The organism is Acinetobacter sp. Res13-Abat-PEC15-P4-01, assembly GCF_015676285.1.
GTDB classification, from domain to species: Bacteria; Pseudomonadota; Gammaproteobacteria; order Pseudomonadales; family Moraxellaceae; genus Acinetobacter; species Acinetobacter nematophilus.
Map to the genome: position 1 here is coordinate 42,757 of NZ_JADAIN010000047.1, position 20,879 is coordinate 63,635.

Annotated in this window: 16 protein-coding genes; 9 read left to right on the plus strand and 7 right to left on the minus strand. The window is 38.4% G+C overall.

All coding sequences use genetic code 11. The features are described from left to right. Positions 1 to 19: 19 nt before the first annotated feature. Positions 20 to 154 carry a 50S ribosomal protein L34 gene (gene rpmH / locus IMO47_RS16930; protein ID WP_000831329.1) on the minus strand — a complete coding sequence of 45 codons (135 nt, stop codon included), beginning with the start codon at positions 152 to 154 and terminating at the stop codon, positions 20 to 22. A 699-nt stretch (positions 155 to 853) separates the two neighbouring features. Between rpmH and dnaA the strand changes: the two genes are divergently transcribed. The 4 genes from dnaA to gyrB all read left to right on the plus strand — a co-directional run bounded on the left by dnaA (position 854) and on the right by gyrB (position 7,136). Continuing rightward, the gene (gene dnaA / locus IMO47_RS16935; protein ID WP_196075962.1) at positions 854 to 2,248 is read left to right on the plus strand and encodes a chromosomal replication initiator protein DnaA; all 1,395 of its coding nucleotides are present in this window, start codon (positions 854 to 856) and stop codon (positions 2,246 to 2,248) included. Positions 2,249 to 2,358: 110 nt separating this feature from the next. Then, positions 2,359 to 3,507 (plus strand): DNA polymerase III subunit beta, encoded by a 1,149-nt coding sequence (gene dnaN / locus IMO47_RS16940; RefSeq protein WP_196075963.1) that lies wholly within the window; start codon positions 2,359 to 2,361, stop codon positions 3,505 to 3,507. Between the two features lie 25 nt (positions 3,508 to 3,532). Further along, positions 3,533 to 4,615: a DNA replication/repair protein RecF gene (gene recF / locus IMO47_RS16945; protein WP_196075964.1), complete on the plus strand. Its 1,083-nt coding sequence runs from the start codon at positions 3,533 to 3,535 to the stop codon at positions 4,613 to 4,615. A 52-nt stretch (positions 4,616 to 4,667) separates the two neighbouring features. After that, on the plus strand, positions 4,668 to 7,136 hold the full coding sequence (gene gyrB / locus IMO47_RS16950) for a DNA topoisomerase (ATP-hydrolyzing) subunit B (protein ID WP_196075965.1): 2,469 nt from the start codon (positions 4,668 to 4,670) through the stop codon (positions 7,134 to 7,136). A 170-nt stretch (positions 7,137 to 7,306) separates the two neighbouring features. On the opposite strand, the gene IMO47_RS16955 is transcribed toward gyrB, so the two are convergent. Both IMO47_RS16955 and IMO47_RS16960 read right to left on the minus strand, forming a co-directional pair. Next, entirely contained in the window at positions 7,307 to 8,314 is a 1,008-nt protein-coding gene (locus IMO47_RS16955) for a putative solute-binding protein (protein WP_196075966.1), read from the minus strand. 959 nt (positions 8,315 to 9,273) lie between these two features. Next, complete coding sequence (locus IMO47_RS16960; protein ID WP_196075967.1) at positions 9,274 to 11,208, minus strand: ATP-binding cassette domain-containing protein; 1,935 nt, start codon at positions 11,206 to 11,208, stop codon at positions 9,274 to 9,276. A gap of 425 nt (positions 11,209 to 11,633) precedes the next feature. On the opposite strand from IMO47_RS16960, the gene IMO47_RS16965 reads away from it, so the two are divergent. Next, complete coding sequence (locus tag IMO47_RS16965; RefSeq protein WP_196075968.1) at positions 11,634 to 12,641, plus strand: putative solute-binding protein; 1,008 nt, start codon at positions 11,634 to 11,636, stop codon at positions 12,639 to 12,641. Positions 12,642 to 12,710: 69 nt separating this feature from the next. Here IMO47_RS16965 and tyrS read toward each other — a convergent pair whose 3' ends face one another. Next, the gene (tyrS, locus tag IMO47_RS16970; protein ID WP_196075969.1) at positions 12,711 to 13,925 is read right to left on the minus strand and encodes a tyrosine--tRNA ligase; all 1,215 of its coding nucleotides are present in this window, start codon (positions 13,923 to 13,925) and stop codon (positions 12,711 to 12,713) included. 82 nt (positions 13,926 to 14,007) lie between these two features. Here tyrS and IMO47_RS16975 point away from each other — a divergent pair, with 82 nt between their 5' ends. Together IMO47_RS16975 and IMO47_RS16980 are read left to right on the plus strand one after the other, a co-directional pair. After that, positions 14,008 to 15,135 carry an anhydro-N-acetylmuramic acid kinase gene (locus IMO47_RS16975; RefSeq protein ID WP_196075970.1) on the plus strand — a complete coding sequence of 376 codons (1,128 nt, stop codon included), beginning with the start codon at positions 14,008 to 14,010 and terminating at the stop codon, positions 15,133 to 15,135. Positions 15,136 to 15,382: 247 nt separating this feature from the next. After that, positions 15,383 to 16,225, plus strand: coding sequence for an alpha/beta hydrolase (locus IMO47_RS16980; protein ID WP_196075971.1), 843 nt, complete (start codon positions 15,383 to 15,385; stop codon positions 16,223 to 16,225). Between the two features lie 74 nt (positions 16,226 to 16,299). Here IMO47_RS16980 and erpA read toward each other — a convergent pair whose 3' ends face one another. From erpA to IMO47_RS16995, 3 genes are all read right to left on the minus strand, one after another. Next, entirely contained in the window at positions 16,300 to 16,635 is a 336-nt protein-coding gene (erpA, locus tag IMO47_RS16985) for an iron-sulfur cluster insertion protein ErpA (RefSeq protein ID WP_196075972.1), read from the minus strand. A 129-nt stretch (positions 16,636 to 16,764) separates the two neighbouring features. Continuing rightward, the gene (locus IMO47_RS16990; protein WP_196075973.1) at positions 16,765 to 17,769 is read right to left on the minus strand and encodes a putative solute-binding protein; all 1,005 of its coding nucleotides are present in this window, start codon (positions 17,767 to 17,769) and stop codon (positions 16,765 to 16,767) included. Between the two features lie 334 nt (positions 17,770 to 18,103). After that, the gene (locus IMO47_RS16995) at positions 18,104 to 18,547 is read right to left on the minus strand and encodes a hypothetical protein (RefSeq protein WP_196075974.1); all 444 of its coding nucleotides are present in this window, start codon (positions 18,545 to 18,547) and stop codon (positions 18,104 to 18,106) included. Positions 18,548 to 18,749: 202 nt separating this feature from the next. Here IMO47_RS16995 and IMO47_RS17000 point away from each other — a divergent pair, with 202 nt between their 5' ends. Both IMO47_RS17000 and IMO47_RS17005 read left to right on the plus strand, forming a co-directional pair. After that, positions 18,750 to 19,817 (plus strand): alpha/beta hydrolase, encoded by a 1,068-nt coding sequence (locus IMO47_RS17000; protein ID WP_196075975.1) that lies wholly within the window; start codon positions 18,750 to 18,752, stop codon positions 19,815 to 19,817. 278 nt (positions 19,818 to 20,095) lie between these two features. Further along, positions 20,096 to 20,662, plus strand: coding sequence for a peptidylprolyl isomerase (locus IMO47_RS17005; RefSeq protein ID WP_196075976.1), 567 nt, complete (start codon positions 20,096 to 20,098; stop codon positions 20,660 to 20,662). Positions 20,663 to 20,879 lie beyond the last annotated feature (217 nt).

A 20,879-nucleotide genomic window follows, 5' to 3' on the forward strand; every position in this document is an offset into this window, starting at 1 on the left:
GTATTAACTGTTTAACGAATTAAACAGTTAAGCTGTGACGACCTTTTGCACGACGGCGAGCTAATACTTGACGACCAGCCTTAGTAGCCATACGAGCACGGAAACCATGAACGCGCTTACGCTTTAATTCAGATGGTTGGAATGTACGTTTCATATCGAAACTCCAAAATTGATCTTTCTAAAGGTTCGCGATTGTATTGTGCATTCTTTATGCTGTCAATGAATATACACATATCTCTTCTATATTTGCTCATATTCGTTGCATTTTTACCCACATGAAATTTTAACTGTCTTTCAAGCCATAAAAACAACAAAAAAAGTATTCACAACATAACTCATTATTTTATAGTATAAATAAGAGTTACCAACAGATATATCCTCAAAGTTATCCATAACTCCATCCAGATTTAAATTTGTTTCCATATTTTTAAATTTAAAAACCTGCTAGTTTTGAATTTAAATTCATAACTTGAAGGTTATCCACAAAAACATGGCTTCTTATAAATAAATTCAAATTTAAAATTTAAATTTATTATTATTAGTGTTGATTATTTCTGTGGAAAACAGGTTTTTCCCAATAAATAATCAATATTTAAGTTGTGGGTATCTGTGTTTTTATTAATTTGATAGATTGTGGATAAGTTTATGTGATAATTTATCCACAGCATGTGGAAAACCTTATCCACAAGTGCTTTGAATTTAAATTTATTTACAGAAGGTTGCTTTTTTGAGCGAATTTGCTTGAATTGTTCATGACAGATGTGGATAACTTGGTTAGAATGGCGACCCCTTTATCTAGAGGGTAGGGGGATGTCGTGTTTTTTGAATTTAAAATGGAATAGAGGAGTTTCACATGCTTTGGACGGACTGCTTAACTCGCTTGCGACAAGAGCTCTCTGATAATGTCTTTGCCATGTGGATTCGTCCGTTGGTTGCAGAAGAAGTTGAAGATACTTTAAAACTGTATGCACCTAATCCATACTGGACACGCTACATTCAAGAACATCATCTAGAACTGATTTCAATCTTGGCGGAGCAATTATCTGAAGGTCGTGTACGTAAAGTTGAAATTTTGGTTGATTCACGTCCGGGTGCAATACTCTCTGCTGCTGAACAACCTGCAACAACCACTGCTGCTTTAGAACAACATACAAGCCCGACTGTTGCATCGCCAAAACTAAAAAAAGACAAAGAGCAAGATGTTGTTTCTGCAAAAAATGTCAAAAAGAGACAGCTTAACCCATTATTTAATTTCGCTTTATTTGTAGAAGGTCGCTCCAACCAAATGGCGGCTGAAACATGTCGTAAAGTTTTGACTCAGTTGGGCGAATCTCAGCATAATCCGCTATTTCTGTATGGTCCAACAGGTCTGGGTAAAACACATTTGATGCAAGCGGTTGGAAATGCTTTATTACAGGCGAAACCCAATGCGCGCGTGATGTATATGACTGCCGAAAGTTTTGTTCAAGACTTTGTCAGTTCTTTGCAGAAAGGTAAGGTTGAGGAATTTAAAAAGAATTGTCGTTCTTTGGACTTATTGTTGGTGGATGATATTCACCTATTGGCGGGTAAAGAAGCCAGTCTGGTTGAATTTTTCTATACATTCAATGCCTTATTAGATGAGTCTAAACAGATTATTTTAACTTCGGACCGTTATCCAAAAGAGTTGACCGAACTTGATCCTCGTTTAGTCTCACGTTTTTCTTGGGGATTGTCTGTTGGTGTAGAACCTCCTGATATCGAAACTCGCATCGAAATTTTGCTGAAAAAAGCTGAAAGTAGCGGTATTGATCTACCCCGAAATTGTGCATTATTTATTGCCCAACAAGTGGTTGCCAACGTTCGTGAGCTTGAAGGTGCCTTGAATAAAGTTGTAGCAATATCCCGATTTAAAGGTGCAGCGATTGATTTGGAAGTGGTTCGTGAATCACTGAAAGACGTTTTAGCCATTCGTGCACGGACCATCAGTACGGAAAACATTCAACGTGTAGTGAGTGAGTATTTCCGTATTCCCCTGAAAGAGCTGGTGGGTCCCAAAAGAACACGCATATACGCTCGACCGCGCCAATTGGCTATGGGCTTGGCTCGTGAATTAACGGGGGATAGCTTCCCGGAAATCGGTATGGCATTTGGTGGTCGTGATCACAGTACAGTCATGCATGCTTGTGAAAAAGTGCAGAGCTTGCGTGATGAAGATCCAATTTTTAATGAGGATTATAAAAACCTCATGCGCCTGTTACAAAGCTAAAATTTGTACAAATTTTACGCTTGCAATGCGGCATAAACTGCCGCATAGTACGTCATTAAAAAAATTTATTATCTGTCTTTTCTGTCAAATTTAGTTAGAGGATTTCCACCGTGCGTTTGAAAATCGCGAAAGAGAGCTTACTCAATGTTTTATCCCATGTGGTTGGAGCTGTTGAACGTCGCCATACTTTGAATATTCTTTCAAACGTGAAAATTCAAGCTACAAATCAGGCACTTACCATTACTGGTTCAGATTTGGAAGTGGAACTGGTTGCCAGCACAACTTTAGCAGAGGGCGCATGTCTACAAGCGGGTGTAACCACTGTTCCTGCGCGTAAATTGGTGGATATCTGTAAGTCTTTACCCACGGCAGCATTGATTGATTTACAGATTACTGAAGATCAGCGTTGTATTTTAAAATCAGGGAATAGCCGCTTTGTTTTGGGGACTTTGCCTGCTGAAGATTATCCACTATTGACCAATGAACATAGTCAAGGCACACAAGTTCAAGTGACTGAACGTGAATTGAAGCGTTTATTTGAAAAAACCTCTTTTGCAATGGCCGTGCAAGATGTGCGTTTTTACCTGACTGGAACATTATTGGAAATTGATGAAAATCAACTGCGTGCCGTGACCACCGATGGTCACCGTTTAGCGCTGTGTGAAACCTTGGCATCATCCACTGCAACGCAGTTGGTTCAAGCCATTGTTCCACGTAAAGCTGTAGGGGAATTACAACGTCTTCTCAGTATTGAAGATGAACAATTGACCTTATTGATCGGGCGTGAGCTGCTGAATGTAACCATTCAAACACCAAGCCGTGATAAAGAACAAGGTGATATTACTGTTCGTTTCACGACAAAATTAATCGATGGCAAGTTCCCAGACTACCGCCGTGTGATTCCACGTGGTGGCGATAAAGTGGTTCATATCCCGCATGATGTGTTTAAGCAATCATTACAACGGGTTGCGATTTTAAGTAATGAAAAATTACGTGGCGTATTTTTGAACTTTAATGCAGATTCTTTGCAATTGCGTGCAAACAACCCTGAGCAAGACGAGGCGATTGAAGATCTAGCGATTCAATATGCCAATGCACCTTTGGAAATGTCTTTCAATGCACAATATATTTTAGACGTATTGAGTGTGTTAGATGGTGAAGATGTTGCAATGACAATGTCTGAAGCAAATCAGTCTGTATTGGTTCAAGACCCAACACAATCCAATCAGACCTATGTTGTCATGCCAATGCGTGTTTAATTGATTTAATTTTAAATCATTTGTTATGCATATTACGCGTTTAAATATACAGCGTGTTCGTAATCTAAAAACGGTTGCCCTCCTTGAGTTGCAACCGTTTAATGTTTTTTATGGACAAAATGGATCCGGTAAAACCTCAATTTTAGAGGCGATTCATTTGTTGGCAACAGGACGTTCTTTTCGAACCCATATTCCAAAAAATTATATTCAAAATAATCAAGCTGACGCGATTGTATTTGCTCAGTCCCTGACTGAAAAGATTGGTATGCAGAAGCTGCAAAGTGGTGAGCAACTGATTAAGGTCAATGGCGACACTGTGGCAACCCAAGGGCAGCTTGCTAAAATTCTACCTTTGCAACTGATTGATCCACTAAGTACCGATATTATTGACCATGGAGCCAAGCCACGGCGTCAATTGCTCGATTGGTTGATGTTTCACGTGGAACCGGATTTTTATCATGCATGGCAATATTATTCGCGTGCTTTAAAACAACGCAATACATTGCTCAAATCACAACGCAATCTGTCTTTGCAAGATTTGGAACCGTGGAACAAAATGCTTGGCGATTATGGTGAAATGTTGCATTCTCAACGTGTTGAAATTGTTGATCGGTGGAAACAATATTTACAAGAAGATTTGGCACAGTTACTCCCTGATTTAAGCATTGAAATGGAATATAGTGCAGGGTTCCATGTGGAACATGGTTTAGCCAATGACCTTATTCAATATCATCAAAAAGATGTCGATCGCCGCTATACTGAATATGGTCCGCACCGTGCCGACATCCGACTGAAAACTCCAATGGGAGATGCTGATGTGGTACTGTCCAGAGGGCAAAAAAAGTTACTCATAATGGCGTTAAAACTCTCACAAATTGCCATGTTACATGCCTGTAATAAGGAAACTGTGGTATTATTAGATGATGTAACAGCAGAATTAGATTTAAGTGCACAACAACGTTTAATTGAGCGATTGAGCCAGCTTGGTAGTCAAGTTTTCATTACCACTTTAGACCATGAATCAGTAAAAAAGCATTTGCTTGATTTGTCTATTTCCTACCAGTTATTCAAGGTGGATCAAGGTCAGGTAAGTGTTGTTGCAATATGATTTTAGATTTTAGCCAATTTTGGAAAGACCTATTTTTCACTAGGGAGAAACCATGAGTTCAGAAGATCAAATCGCTTCTCAGACAGAACAAACCAATGAAAAGGCTTATGATTCCTCTAGTATCAAAGTATTACGTGGTCTAGATGCGGTTCGTAAACGTCCTGGTATGTATATTGGTGATACTGATGATGGTTCAGGTTTACACCATATGGTTTTCGAAGTCGTCGATAATGCGATTGATGAAGCCTTAGCAGGTCATTGTGATGAAATTTTGGTAACGATTCACGAAGATGAGTCGGTAAGTGTTGCCGATAATGGACGTGGTATTCCAACAGATATCCATCCAGAGGAAGGTGTATCTGCAGCAGAAGTGATTCTGACCATTCTTCACGCTGGCGGTAAGTTTGATGATAACAGCTATAAAGTTTCAGGTGGTTTGCATGGTGTTGGTGTTTCGGTTGTAAATGCACTCTCAAGCAAACTTGAATTAACGATTCATCGTGCTGGACATATTCACCAACAAGAATACAAACATGGCGATCCTGTATATCCATTGAAAGTGATCGGTGATATTGAAACGACAGGAACAACCGTGCGTTTCTGGCCAAGCGCAGAAACCTTCAGTCAAACGATTTTTAATGTTGATATTTTGGCGCGTCGTTTACGGGAGTTATCTTTCCTAAACGCTGGAGTACGTATTGTCCTTCGTGATGAACGTGTTGCTTTAGAACATGTCTTCGATTTTGAAGGGGGCTTATCTGAATTTGTAAAATACATCAATCAAGGTAAAACCCACCTCAATGAAATCTTCCATTTTACCACCCAGGCTGAAAATGGGATTGGTGTTGAAGTTGCTTTACAGTGGAATGATACTTATCAAGAAAATGTTCGTTGCTTTACCAACAATATTCCACAAAAAGATGGTGGAACGCATTTGGCTGGTTTTCGTGCAGCATTGACACGTGGCTTGAACAGCTACATGGAAAATGAAAACTTACTTAAAAAAGAGAAAGTTGCGGTCACGGGGGATGATGCTCGTGAAGGCTTAACAGCTATCGTTTCAGTGAAAGTGCCAGATCCTAAGTTTTCATCACAAACCAAGGAAAAATTGGTATCCAGTGAAGTGAAACCTGCGGTAGAGCAAGCCATGAATAAGGCTTTCTCCGAGTATCTGTTGGAGAATCCTCAGGCAGCAAAATCGATTGCCGGTAAGATCATTGATGCAGCACGAGCGCGTGATGCGGCTCGTAAAGCACGTGAAATGACCCGTCGTAAAAGCGCGCTTGATATTGCGGGTTTGCCAGGTAAATTGGCAGATTGCCAGGAAAAAGACCCTGCACTTTCTGAACTCTATTTGGTCGAGGGTGACTCTGCGGGCGGTTCTGCAAAGCAGGGGCGTAATCGTAAGATGCAAGCCATTCTTCCGCTAAAAGGTAAAATTCTCAATGTCGAACGTGCTCGATTCGATAAGATGATTTCATCTCAGGAAGTCGGGACATTGATTACTGCATTAGGGTGCGGTATTGGTCGTGAAGAATATAACCCCGACAAGTTACGTTATCATAAAATCATTATCATGACCGATGCGGACGTGGATGGTTCACATATTCGTACTTTATTGCTCACTTTCTTCTTCCGTCAAATGCCTGAGCTGGTAGAACGTGGTTATATCTACATTGCACAGCCTCCCTTGTATAAATTGAAGAAAGGCAAACAAGAACAATACATCAAAGACGATGAAGCGCTTGAAACCTATCTGATTTCAAATGCAATTGATGAATTGGAATTGCATGTAAGTGCTGATGCACCTGCTATTCGTGGTGTAGCACTGGAAAAAGTGATCGCAGATTATCAAACTTCACAAAAAAGCTTGAATCGTTTAACGCTACGTTATCCTGCGACTTTGCTTGATGGTTTGTTGAGTCTGGATGCATTCAAACTTGATCAACATCATGAGCAAGATTATGTGCAGCAATGGGCTGAAAAGCTTCAATCTACTATTGCAGCAATGCAGCCTAGTCTGCGTCCAGAATTGAGCTTGGAAGCATTTGATAAAGAAAATGCAGATGGAAGTAAAACGACAATTTATTTCCCACGCATCACCGTTTATGTACATAATTTGCCACACAGTTATTTATTAGATGCAGGTTTACTCGCATCGAGTGAATACAAACGTTTATTGCAAAATTCGAAGAGCTGGTTCAGTCTGTTAGAAGATGGCGCTTATTTGCAAAAAGGTGAGCGTAAAATTAATGTTTCGAACTTCCATCAGGTTTGGCAGCACATCTTAAGCGATTCACGTCGCGGCATGATGATTCAACGCTATAAAGGTTTGGGGGAGATGAATGCGGAACAACTTTGGGAAACCACAATGGATCCTGAAAACCGCAATATGCTCCAAGTAACCATTGATGATGCAATAGAAGCAGATCGTATGTTTGCATGTTTGATGGGGGATGATGTAGAACCACGTCGTGCTTTCATTGAAGAAAATGCACTCAATGCCGATATTGATGCTTAATTGATGATATGCATTGTAAAAAGGGAATAAACTTTGGTTTGTTCCCTTTTTTATTGTACCGATATTTATTTAAATAAATGATTTTTAAAATTTAAATCAAAAATAGGCGAAAAAAAACCAGTTCATAAAAACTGGTTTTTTTAGTTCAAACAAGTCGTTACTTAAATGTATTATTCACCGCCAAGTGTACATTCAAAGTTTGCTTTATCTACCGAACAACGTGCTTTCTTCAACACAGACATCATACCTGCATCATAAATACCTTGTTTGGTTAGCTCTAAGCGACCATCACGCATTAACTTTTGATATTTTAGTTTATCTTCAGCAGTTAAGTTCATTTTGTATTTTGCTGGAATGGTTGCTTCCAAGCGGTTGATCATTGCAAAACTTTTTGGCAGGTTTTTCACAAAATAATCACGAGATTTTTGACCAAAGCCAGCTGGGAATTTCTCAGGGCGAATCACAAAGTCAGCGGTTACTTGTAGTACCGGGAAGTTAAACATCGCCCCATTTGCACCTAAACCTTTTTGAATTTCAAGTGGTTTATAAGCATATGCAGGCGCACCAACCATATCAACCTGACCATTGTTGAATTTAGCAACAAAGTTGGTGATATCTGATGGTACTGCTTGTGCGCCTACACGCTGTACCAGTATTTTTTGAGCATTATCATAACTCAACACCGCAAATTTCTTACCTGCCGCTTTTTCAATTGAGTTGATGTTTTTATCACGTACGAAAATAAATGCTGAACCTAATGGGGCAATCCCTGCAACTTCGTATTTTTTACCACCTAAGGTTGTGGTCATTTTTGCTGCATTACGTGCATCTAAAGCAAAAGTAATGGCTTTTTGTGCAATCGCATTACTTGGTACACCACCAATTGAATCGATTGAACCTACAAATTTATTATACTGACGTGCTCGCATTGCGGTCATGAACACGCCATCACATTTACCTGCTTTAAAATCATTATCAGCAACAGCTTCGTCTTGTTTAGGGATAAGATTAATATCTGCACCCCAACTTTTTGCTGTCAGTGCCCATTCTTGAGCCATCTGAAATGATTCACCAGATTTACCCAATAAGTCGAATACACAAACATCAATAGCAGCTTGAGATGCTGAGCTCACTCCAAGCAAAGAAGTAGCGGCAATAGCGTATGCAATTTTTTTCATATTTTCGTCCTGATCTATTTGTTCATCTTGAGGAACTTTCCTTAAGCGCAATATTAATCAGCTTTGTTTGAAAAAAATAGAGTATTTACTCCATTTATTTTTATTTTTTTGATAATTATTGTGAACTAGTTGGTTCATTTTATTACATATCATTCATTTTCATAACTAAATCAATTTTTTAAGCAAGCGATAGTAGTTTTATTACAAATTGTTTGTATGTAACAAAATTGTGTAATTTTCACTATTTTTGCTCAACTTAATTTGTTTTTTAAATTAGAGGGACATTAAAAAAGGCGACGAATGGATAAATTTTATACTTGAATTGTGCTTTATTCTTGATCAAAATGTTGTTGATAAGCCTGTGGGTAATTCTGGGTTTAAAACGAATTTTGACTGCAGAATGTACAATTTTTAATTTTTAAATACGATAAAAAATCTTAAAAAATGCAGGATGAGCATAAAAAAACAGGGATTCAATCTGAGTTATCCACAATTATCTGATCGGAAGAGTTTAAATTTGAACAAAATTTAGTAGAAAATACTATGCTGAATGATTATTTAGTTATTTTAATATGTTCCACGATTGATTTTTTAATTATAAATAAAAGTTATGTATTTTTTTTAGAGATTTTAGAAAGTTTGAATCAAAAATTATTCAATAAAACAGACTGGATATTTTCCGTATCAAAAAAGGATCAGCTAGGGAGAAATGCTTTACTGAGGTTGAATCTGCATCAAGAACGCATTAAAAATGGTCTTGTACGTTGAAAATCAGAATAGAATAGTGAGGAGAAATAAAAAATTGGTGACTGTTGGTGTCGGTTGAGTAAATCATGAGAGATTTTGTCAAATGCTTATCACACTATTAAAATTTTTTTAATTATAAGTTTTTGATTTATTTGTTTTTTATAAATAAAGCTAGAGATGGGTAATCGCATCTCTAGCTAATTCAAAAAAGACTATTCGAAAGAGCTTTCCAATGTTTCAAGCTCCATCATGAGCTCTAACATTTGCTCTTCAGCTTGTTCTAGCTTTGTTTTGAGTTCTGTTTGTTCATTCATTAACTTGAGCAAATCATCCTTACGATTTGCTTCATAAAGTGCTGAATCTGCCAAAGCTTCCTCAATTTCAACAAGTCTAGGCTGAATTTTTCCGATTTGGCTTTCAATTTTCTCTATATTTTTACGAATCGGGCGACTTAGTTCACGTTGGCGTGCCGCTTCTTTACGCTGAGCTTCCTTATCAAGTTTGGAGATGCTGGTTTTGACAACAACTTGAGATTGAATAGGCGCACTTGGTTTTTGCCCATTTTTCATCATGTCGATACGTGCTTGACGTAACCATGCTGCATAATCTTGTAAATCACCATCAAATTCTTTACTTTGACCTGCATGAACTAAAATCAGTTCATCACATACGGAAGCGATCAATTGACGTTCATGTGAAACCAGTACCACAGCACCTTCAAAATCTTGTAGCGCCATAGTTAAAGCATGACGCATATCTAAATCTAAATGGTTGGTTGGTTCATCAAGGATAAGCACATTGGGACGTAACCAAACAATAAGTGCTAAAGCCAGACGGGCACGTTCACCTCCTGAAAAACTTTCACTTGGGGTGTCCATGCGTTCCCCGCTGAATCCAAAGCTACCTAAAAATGAACGTAGCGTCGCTTCGCTTATTTTTGGGTCTGCGATTCGTGCAAGTTGTAACATTGGACTTGCGTTACCGTCTAAAGCATCCATTTGATGCTGTGCAAAATATCCAATATTCAATAATTCAGAATCTTTACGAACACCTTGAAGGAGCGCTAAATCTCCGACTAGTGATTTAATCAGCGTCGATTTACCCGCACCATTCATACCCAATAAACCGATACGGCTGGTTGGCGTGATCTGTAAATTTACATTGGTCACAATCAATTTATCGCCATAACCAATATCTGCATGTTCCAATGTAAGTAAAGGTGAACTCATTTTGCTTGGTTCACGGAAACTAAACGTAAATGGATTGTCGACATGGGCAGGGGCAAGTTCCTGCATTCGTTCCAATTGTTTGATACGACTTTGTGCTTGTCGTGCTTTGGTCGCTTTGGCTTTAAAGCGGTCAATAAATTTTTGCAGATGTGCTTTGGCTTCTTGTTGTTTTTCAAAAGCCTGTTGCTGCTGTGCTAATCGTTCAGCACGTGTGGTTTCAAAGGTAGAATAATTACCTGTATATAAAGTCAGGATCTGATTTTCAATATGTAGAATATGATCCGTAATGGCATCTAAGAAGTCTCGGTCATGCGAAATTAAAACCAGTGTACCTTCATATGCTTTTAACCAATCTTCCAACCAAAGAATTGCATCCAAATCTAGATGGTTGGTCGGTTCATCGAGTAACAGTAAATCTGAACGACTCATCAATGTACGCGCCAGATTTAAGCGCATACGCCACCCACCTGAAAAGCTAGACACTAAAAGTTCGGATTGATGTTCAAAAAATCCTAATCCAGCCATGAGTTGGGATGCTTTGGAGGGAGCCGTATAGCCATGAATTTCGTCGAATCGGCTGTATAGATGTGCCAGCTCATCATTGCTTAAATTTTCTGGATGATTTAATTGATCTTGAATTTGCCAATATTCTTCATCGCCAGACAACACAAAATCAATCGCTTTCATATCTAAGGCTTTGATTTCTTGTGCCATATGAGCAACAGTCCAAATATTTGGTCGAGTCAAACTGCCACTGTCGGATTCAATCCCACCGAGTAATGCAGAGAATAGGGTGGATTTACCTGCGCCATTGACACCTGTTAAACCAATTTTCCAACCAGGGTGGAGTTGCATAGACGCTTTTTGAAATAAAATGCGTCCACCGCGACGAATTGAAAGTTGATCTAACTGAATCATAAGAAACTGACTGTTGCATATTGGATGCGATATATTAAAGGATAAATCCCAGAGTTCAAAAATTGTATTGAACAAAACCGATAACAAATTTGTTTTATGGTTACAAATAACAAAAAAAAGTGGAGTGAATCTGATCCATAAATTTTTTTGCGATGCTTTATCAACACCAGTGAAATTTTTATTTTTTAGTATGTTTTAATAATTTTTAAACATTATATATTTGATGTTAATAATTGAATTTTAAATTGTTTTATTTTGAAAACAATGCTAACCACAATTTTCCGATCAAAAAATGATAAAAATGATTGGTTTTTGTGTAGTATGTATCACATTATTATTTATTAAATGTGTATTGAGGCAATTTATTATGGATTGAATTGCTTACATAAATTTCAATTTGTCTGTAAATAAATATGGAAGTTTAGATGATGAATAGGGCTAAATATTTACTTCTTATTGTTTCTATTTTTCTGTCACCTTGGGCACAAGCCAGGCAAAATGTCTGTGTCTTTGATTTACTGGGAAAGGCAGGTGAGTCTTATAAATTGATGGAAGAATGGGCTTTGGCATCAAAAGCATGGGGTGCAGACGTCAATTTAACGGTATATCAGTCAGAAGAAATGGTAGATAAAAATTTTAAGACCAATAAATGTGATGCTGCTGCAATGACCACAATGCGCTCGCGTGAGTATAATAAATTTGGGGGTTCAATTGATGCTTTAGGCGGTGTACCAAATAATGCGATTGCACAAAAAGCCATTACTTTCGCCTTGGATAAGCGAAATGCAAAAAGATTGATCTCTGAAAAAAATGGCGTTAAATACGAACTGGCTGCTATTACACCTATTGGAATAGCCTATATTTTTGTCAGGGATCGTTCTATGAACACCTTGGAAAAAGGCAAAGGCAAAAAGTTTGCTTATCTTCATTATGACGTTGCACAAAAGATAGCAGTTGAACGTGTAGGATCAATCGGTGTGCCCTCAGATATTTTTAATTTTGTTAAAAAATTTAATGATGGCGAGGTAGATGCAATTGCTTCGCCTGCCTATGCCTATAAACCCTTAGAAATTTATAAAGGTTTAGCTACAAATGGAGCGATGTTTACGTACCCTGTAGTCAATGTCACAGCTGATTTAATTATCAAGCCAGATCAGTTTCCAGATGGATTCGGTATGAAGTCACGAGAATGGTCTGTAAAACAATTGACCAGTTCCTTTAAAAAAATAGAAAAGATGGAAGCTGAAATTCCTGCAAAATATAAATTAAATGTAACCAAGGATGATGCACTGCGTTATCAAAAATTGTTGAGAGATGGGCGTATTGAACTCACCAAGAGGGGAATCTACGACCCAATAATGATGTCTGTCCTGAAAAGAGCACGTTGTACCGTTGACCGTACCAATTTTGAATGTTCTCTTGCAGGAGAATAGTATTTAATGATTGTGACAAAAAAAGCCATCAATATTGATGGCTTTTATCGCAAATTTAACAGTGATTAATCAGTCAGTGAAAGTCACTTTGGCAATCGCTTTCTTGCTCGCTTGAATCACTAGCGTAACATTTTCTTTTACCGTAAAGCTGGCATCGACAACTTGCCAATCAACCTTAACGGCTCCACGTGAAACAGCATCTTTAGATTGTGCCGAATTTTTAGTTAAACCAGCAGCGCGCAAGATAGAAACAATCGAAATTTCTCCATTGTATTCTCCACGTGAAATTGTCACTTCAGGCGTACCTTCTGGCAATTCACCTTCGGTGATTAAGTTGCCCGCACCTTTATGTGCGTGTTCAGCAGCTTCAGCACCATGGAATCTTTCGACCAGCTCAAGTGCAAGAATTTTCTTGATCTCCTGAGGATTACGTCCTTCAGCCATTTCTTTGAGAAGAACTTCAATGTCATCCATAGACTTAAAGCTAAGCAATTCAAAATAGCGTTCAATCAAGCTGTCAGGCATAGAGAGCACTTTTTGGTACATTGCGCCTGGAGCATCAAATACACCAATATAATTGCCTAATGATTTAGACATCTTGTTGACACCGTCTAAACCTTCAAGAATAGGAACAGTGATACATACTTGAGCTTCTTGATCATAGCGTCCTTGCAGTGTACGCCCCATCAGCAGGTTAAATGTTTGGTCTGTTCCACCAAGTTCTACATCGGCTTCAAGCGCGATTGAATCATAACCTTGAACCAAAGGATACAAGAACTCATGAATCGCGATAGGCTGATGGCTGTTATAACGTTTTGTAAAGTCATCACGTTCTAACATACGTGCCACAGTCTGTTGCGAAGCCAATTGAATGAGATCAGCAGCAGTTTTTGTTGCAAACCATTCAGAGTTAAAACGAACTTTGGTTTTATTTGGATCAAGAATCTTAAATACTTGTTCTTGATACGTTTTTGAATTTTCAAGAACTTGTTCACGTGAAAGTGGAGGACGAGTTGCACTTTTACCTGTTGGATCACCAATCATGGCGGTATAGTCGCCAATCAAGAATGTGACATCATGTCCGAGATCTTGAAATACTTTTAATTTATTAATTAAAACCGTATGACCCAAATGTAAATCCGGTGCAGTTGGATCAAATCCCGCTTTAATTTTTAAAGGACGATTTTCTTTCAGTTTCTTCAGAAGATCTTCTTCAGAAATAATTTCGTGAGTGCCTCGGCGAATGAGGGCAAGTTGTTCTTCAGCCGGCAGGAAATTTGACATTACAAAAACCCAAATACTTCAGTTAGACTATTTGTGCGATATACTAACATTTTTTCAGCATAATGCAGGCGAAGAATATCTCATGACAACAATCTATATTGGCGTAATGACTGGAACCAGCATGGACGGCGTCGATTTTGTTGCAGCTTCATTTGATCCTTTACATGTTCATGCCACACTAACTGTCTCTTTTGATCCTGATTTAAGGGATGAATTGATGGCATTGACCTTACCCAACGATAATGAAATCGACCGAATGGGTAAGGCAGATGTGGCGCTTGCAACTATGATTGGAAATGGTATTAACCAGCTGATACAAGAAAATAACCTGGATCGAAGCCAAATCAAAGCAATTGGCTCACATGGGCAGACGATTCGACATCGTCCAGAGCATGGCTTTACCTTACAAATTGGTGATCCCAATATCATCACTGAAATTACTCAAATACCTGTAATTTCAGATTTTAGACGTCGAGATATGGCAGCAGGTGGACAAGGTGCACCATTGGTTCCTGCATTTCATCAGGCATTGTTCCAACACGAGAGCATTCATCGAGTGATTCTGAATTTGGGCGGGATTGCCAATGTCAGTATGCTGCCTGCGGGCGACCAACAAGGGGTTTATGGTTTTGATACGGGCCCTGCCAATATCCTGATGGATGCATGGTGCCATCGCTATACAGGGCAGCCTTATGATGAAAATGGTAACTGGGCAGCCTATGGTCAGCCGATCCGTTCTCTATTAGACCGTTTACAGTCACATGAGTATTTCTCTAAAGAACCACCTAAAAGTACGGGTCGTGAAGACTTCAATCTGGAGTGGCTGGATGAACAAATCTCAGATTGGCGTAATGGTTTAGAATATGATGAATTAGAAGATACCCCTGAAAATGTCCAAGCGACATTAATGAAACTGACCACGCGTGCAATTAAAAAAGCCATCTATCGTTCACCTTTAGATACTGGTGAGGTTTATGTTTGTGGGGGGGGTGCCTATAATTCGCATTTGTTAGAACAACTTCGCTGGCGTCTGCGTAAACACAATTGGTCTGTGCAATCGACCTCTGCCTTGGGTTTAGCCCCAACATGGGTGGAAGCAACAGCTTTTGCTTGGTTAGCAATGCGGTTTGATCAGCAGCTGAGTGGAAATTTACCTGCAGTGACGGGTGCAAAAGATTATCGTATTTTGGGAACGATTACTGCTGTTTGAGGTTTATCATCAGTAAGGTGAGCGCTTCGCCTTACTGATATGAGATTCAGAGCAAAAAATTCTGTTCTATGCTAATGTTTTCAAAAATTAACTGTAAGTTTAAGCATCATTTATCTGTAGATGATCGTAAAAAAAGAATTTCTGTCGAACAATGATCGACCTGTTTAGCGTGAAGAATGTCCTTTACTGCTGTTAAAAAATCATGCCCAAACTTTCAAGATCAGTAAAAATAAAATTTGAGATGCCCATGAGTTTAGCAATAGGAAAACAACGTATTGAATCTTTTCAAAGAGTAGGTTTAACCTTTGATGTAATTGATTCAGGTCCTTTAGACGGACAGATTTTTGTTTTATTACATGGTTTTCCTGAAACCAATAAAAGTTGGGCCGAAACTGCTGCAATTTTAAATCAGCAAGGCTATCGAACTTTTGCCATCAATCAACGTGGATACAGTCTTGGCGCACAGCCAGAAAATCGTCGAGATTATCGAAGTTCCGCGTTGGTAGAAGACGTAAATGCTTTATTGGAAATCATCCAACAACCTGTATATCTGGTCGGACATGACTGGGGTGCTGTGGTGGCTTGGGAGGTTGCACAGCACTATCCTGAAAAAATTAAACATCTTATTACGGTTTCTGTTCCACATAAAGCAGCATTTATGCGGGCGATGCTGAGCAGTAATCAACTCTTAAAATCCTATTATATTGGATTATTCCAACTGCCCAAAATTCCAGAATTATTGTTTGAAAAGATCCCTAAATTGGGATTGGGGCTGTTAAAAGATTCAGGAATGACTGCAAAACAGCTTGAAGATTTTCAACAAGACATGGTGGCTGAACAGCGTCTAAGTTATGCATTAAATTGGTATCGAGGACTTCCATTTAGTTCAAATCGTAATCTTACTCAACCTATTCGTGTTCCAACTTTATTTATTTGGGGCAAGCATGATTCGGCAGTAAGTGCAAAAAGTGTCGAATTGAATCATCGTTATATTGCTGCACCTTATAAAGAAATCATTATGGATGCAACCCATTGGATTCCTGTTCAAAATGCCAAAGCATTAAGTCAGTATATTTTAGAAACTATTTAAAGTTGATATCGTTCAAAATCAAACTGCCCTCTAAAAAGAGGGCAGTTTGATTCAATATTGAAGAGCTTCTTCGACTAGATTGAAAAGGATGAACCACAACCACATGTTGTTGTTGCATTTGGATTATCAACAATAAAGCGCGAGCCCTCTAAACCTTCAACATAGTCTACTTTAGAGCCAACAAGATATTGGTAACTCAACGAGTCAACCAACATTTTTACATCGCCGTTGATAAATTCTGCGTCATCTTCGTTCATACTTTCAGCAAAATTGAATCCATAAGAAAAACCAGAACAGCCGCCACCCGTTACATAGACACGTAACATCAAATCTTGATTACCTTCGCTATCACGAAGTTGGCGAACTTTATTTGCAGCATTGTCGGTCAGCTCAAGTGCTTGGGCGGTCATGATATTGTTCCTCATATTTCGAATGGCTTAAACAAAAAGACCATATATTCAGTATAACATACTCAATATATGGTCAGTGAGTGAACTTTAAAGTAAATTCAGACTAAATTTATCGGATTTAATTTGGAATTATTTATAGTTCTCATCTTGTAGTGCACATTCAAAGTTTTTAGGGTCATTTTTACAACGGAACTGCCAAAGAATTTTCATCATCTGCTTGTTGTAAACACCTTGCTTGGTTAGGCTAATACGCGATTCACGCATTAACTTTTGATACCCGGGTTTATCGCCCTCAGGAACCTGCATCCAGTATTTAGCAGGAATATCTGCCTTCATCTTACCAATAATGCTGTTGGCACGAGGAAGCTGGGTTTTAATCCAATCACGAGACTTTTGACCATAACCTGCCGGGAATTTATCAGGGCGAATAATAATATTTCCAGTCACCTGTAAAAGCGGATAATTGACAATGGCACCTTTACTGCCTAAACCTTTATGTAACTCCAATGGTTTAAATACAGCAGCTGGTGCACCGATAATATCTACCTGACCATTGTTAAACTTACTACCAAAATTGGTCACATCAGCACTAACAGCTTGAGCACCAATTTGTTGAACCATGATTTTTTGGGCTTGGTCGTAGTCAAGAACTGCGATTTTTTTACCGGCAGCTTTGGCAACAGTATTGATATTACGGTCATTGACCATCAGAAAAGCATCACCAACAGGAATCACTCCGACCACTTCGTATTTTCCGTTGGTCATGTATTTGGCAAAGTTTGGATTGGCTAAGCCTTGCATGATTTTTACTGCCAGATTGAGGTCGGGAATCGCCCCAATCGCATCCAAAGAACCCGTAAAGTTGTTGAATTGACGACCGCGCATTCCTGTAATACTGACAGCATCACACTTACCCGCTTTAAAATCCTCAGCAATGACAGCTTCATTCGAATTTACTTTTAATTCAAGATCAGCACCCCAGTTCTTCGCTGCAAGTTGATAATCTTTCATTAAGGTAAAAACGTCACCGTTTTTACCAACCAAGTCAAAAACGCACATGACTTGTTTGGCTTGGGTTGTAGACGCGGCAGCCAAAAGACCTGTAGCAACAATGAGGGCATGAGACCATTTCATTATTTTTTTCCTTTCCATGATCAATATTATTCATGTCCAATCAATATGGACTTTTTACATCAAGAATTTAATTCTGGAGATGATTGATGACGCAATCAAATATTCCACTCAAATCATTCATTTCCATGGTTATAATTTGGATTTAATCATCCTGTGATGTCATATAAATCATTGCCTGAAATGAATGAAATCACAATGACTTAAATGACAATTTTTTTGAATAGAGGGAATCGCAGCATGAACCTATAAATGGCGTTGTAAAACCATGCTTTGTATTTTTTGATTTTTAAATCATTTGCTAAAATGACGCTGAAACCAATCAGGGATGAGCCTCTTAATCTCGATCAAAGTCACGACCTCGACGATCATCACGTTTTTTATCGCGTTGATTTTGGCGGTCACGCTGTTGCCATTGTTTTGAATCAGCTCTGTTGTCCCAACGATGTTCATGATTAGACTTATTGTTCCAGTCTTGTCGGCGTTGCTCCCATTGCTGTTTTCTGATTTGATCACGTTTGGCTTGTTCATATTGCCAACGTTGTCGATCATGTTGAGCTTGGCGCCGTTCTTGTTCCATGCGCATTTGCTGTATACGATAAGCACGCTCACGTTCCCAACGCTGACGGTCATATCTTGAATCATAGCGTGGAGCATAGCCATAATCACGATAGATCGGCTGTCCATAACCACGTGCATCATAACCTTCATCAGGAAAAGCAACGCAACCCACTGCAAGAATAGATGTCATGAGTGAAACAAACAATGCTTTGATAGCCATAAGTTGTCTCCGTGTAATAACCAAAATAGCAAAAAAAAACTGAGATATAGCAAAATAGTCAATGACAATTCATTTAAGTCAGATTAGCGTATTTAAAATTTATATTTGTATATCGATGACAAGACTTATATAAGATTATAGTCAGTCAATTCCTGATCATGTAGAAAATATGAAGAATTTGGACATTTAAGGAAGAAACATAATGGTTGCTTTTCAACGTAATATTCATGATTTAGTCGAAAAGGGGCAAGGTTCAGCAGGACGTGCTGTAGATCGTTTGCCAACATTTGCTCAAGAGTCTTTAAGTAAGTTATTAGGATATCCTTATCAATTTCCTCAATTGGACAGTTTTACTAAATGTTTAATGGCTGCTCAACTCAAGCAAGGTAAAGTAGGCTTTATTGGTGAAAATGTAGAACGTTCTAGAAAGCAGTTTGAATCACAAATGCAATCTATTATCAATAAACCTACCCATGTCCAGTTTGTAGAAGATATTCGTTTGCCCTTACAAAGTGGTAGTGTTTATGCCCGCCACTATCATCCAGCACCCAATAAAAAATTACCAATGCTTGTTTTCTATCATGGGGGTGGTTTTGTTGTGGGGAGTGTTGATACACATGATGAAGTGTGTCGATTAATCGCAGCACATGCAAAAGTTCAAGTATTGAGTATTGAATATCCACTTGCTCCAGAAGTTGGACCCCGCGAACTGATCCAGTCATGTGAAGATGCTTTGGCTTGGGTCTATCAAAATCGCCGTCAATTTAAAATTCTAAAAAATCGTATTGCGGTGGGAGGAGACAGTGCTGGAGGCAATATTAGTGCAGTCGTGGCACAACGGACAGTAAATTCAGTCTATGCCCCCCAAGCTCAATTTTTAATTTATCCTGCAGTTGATTTTAAGAGTCGACATCCGTCTTTCTTTGCGTATAAAGATGGCTTGGTTTTAACAGGATCTGATATTGACTATGTGACGGACTATTATGTCACACGTTTTAATGTCGCCTTGGATGATCCAATCATTTCACCAACCAATGGTCCTCTCAAGAAACTTGCCCCAGCCTTTGTGGTCACAGCAGGGCATGATGTATTACATGATGAAGGTAAAATTTATGCCTATAAACTTAGACAAAATGGTGTCAAAGTCCATTATCATGATTATGAAGATCAAACTCACGGTTTTATTAACCTGACACCAGTATCAAGAAAAGCAAAAAAATACGTCATTGAAATGAGTAAAGAGTTTCGTAAATTTTGGGATAAACAATAAAGTTGATTATATATTTATGACCACCAATGATGGTTTCACGTGAAACCATTATTGGTGGTTAAAAAACAATCACAATAGATAAGTGAAGAAAATTACGTAGCAATGGTTAAGCTTAGGTATATAAAAATAGTGAGTTCATTTAAATAATTCAATTTTCAGTTTTCTCAGCACTGACAAATGTAGAGTAATAGTAAATGTGCTGTAATGTCATTTTTCAATCCTATAAAAGCACACTAATATAAGCGCAAATGAATCAAATCAGTTTAAGGGAAAAGCCAATGATGAAAAAAATCGGTATGGGCGTTGCTTTGAGTGTTCTCATGCAACCCGTATTTGCCAACACAGATATGCAAATCAAAACCAACTTAGGCAACATCAATATAGAACTATATGATGATCAAGCTCCCGTTTCCGTCAAAAATTTTAAGAACTATGTGAATAGTCAATTTTACAATGGCACCATTTTCCATCGAGTTATTCCAGGTTTCATGATTCAAGGTGGTGGTTTTGATAGCAGCATGAAAGAGAAGGCAACTCAACCGCCAATTCAAAATGAATCGAGTAATGGCTTAAAGAACCTTCGAGGTACTTTGGCGATGGCAAGAACCAACGCACCGAATTCAGCAACCAGTCAATTCTTTATTAATGTGGCAAATAACGATTTCTTGAATAGATCTGCCGGCAATCCTGGTTATGCTGTATTTGGTAAAGTCACTCAGGGACTCGATATTGTCGATAAAATAGTGCAAACCCCAACAACAACAGTAGGCATGTATCAAGATGTTCCTAAACAAGCTGTAAAAATCATCAGTATTCAAACCATAAAAAGTAATGTCAAAAAATAGTTAAAAAATAAAGCAGAAATATTATGTTCATATTTCTGCTTTAATATTAAAAGCTTACGCCATAATAAGCCTAAAAATGAACCAAAATAGTGCGTAAAAATACAACACTCAATAAAACAATCAGTTAAAAGCACTTGCGTGTGTAAGAAATTGCCCTATAATGAGCTCATCCCGACGCGATACAGCAAACGAACTTAGCTTAGAGGGTTAAGTTGTT

Coding starts and splice junctions, on each gene's coding strand:
- rpmH (WP_000831329.1), bottom strand. CDS start 154: ATGAAACGTACATTCCAACCATCTGAATTAAAGCGTAAGCGCGTTCAT.
- IMO47_RS17000 (WP_196075975.1), top strand. CDS start 18,750: ATGGTTGCTTTTCAACGTAATATTCATGATTTAGTCGAAAAGGGGCAA.
- IMO47_RS16990 (WP_196075973.1), bottom strand. CDS start 17,769: ATGAAATGGTCTCATGCCCTCATTGTTGCTACAGGTCTTTTGGCTGCC.
- IMO47_RS16975 (WP_196075970.1), top strand. CDS start 14,008: ATGACAACAATCTATATTGGCGTAATGACTGGAACCAGCATGGACGGC.
- recF (WP_196075964.1), top strand. CDS start 3,533: ATGCATATTACGCGTTTAAATATACAGCGTGTTCGTAATCTAAAAACG.
- IMO47_RS16995 (WP_196075974.1), bottom strand. CDS start 18,547: ATGGCTATCAAAGCATTGTTTGTTTCACTCATGACATCTATTCTTGCA.
- IMO47_RS16980 (WP_196075971.1), top strand. CDS start 15,383: ATGAGTTTAGCAATAGGAAAACAACGTATTGAATCTTTTCAAAGAGTA.
- IMO47_RS17005 (WP_196075976.1), top strand. CDS start 20,096: ATGATGAAAAAAATCGGTATGGGCGTTGCTTTGAGTGTTCTCATGCAA.
- IMO47_RS16955 (WP_196075966.1), bottom strand. CDS start 8,314: ATGAAAAAAATTGCATACGCTATTGCCGCTACTTCTTTGCTTGGAGTG.
- gyrB (WP_196075965.1), top strand. CDS start 4,668: ATGAGTTCAGAAGATCAAATCGCTTCTCAGACAGAACAAACCAATGAA.
- IMO47_RS16960 (WP_196075967.1), bottom strand. CDS start 11,208: ATGATTCAGTTAGATCAACTTTCAATTCGTCGCGGTGGACGCATTTTA.
- tyrS (WP_196075969.1), bottom strand. CDS start 13,925: ATGTCAAATTTCCTGCCGGCTGAAGAACAACTTGCCCTCATTCGCCGA.
- erpA (WP_196075972.1), bottom strand. CDS start 16,635: ATGACCGCCCAAGCACTTGAGCTGACCGACAATGCTGCAAATAAAGTT.
- dnaA (WP_196075962.1), top strand. CDS start 854: ATGCTTTGGACGGACTGCTTAACTCGCTTGCGACAAGAGCTCTCTGAT.
- IMO47_RS16965 (WP_196075968.1), top strand. CDS start 11,634: ATGATGAATAGGGCTAAATATTTACTTCTTATTGTTTCTATTTTTCTG.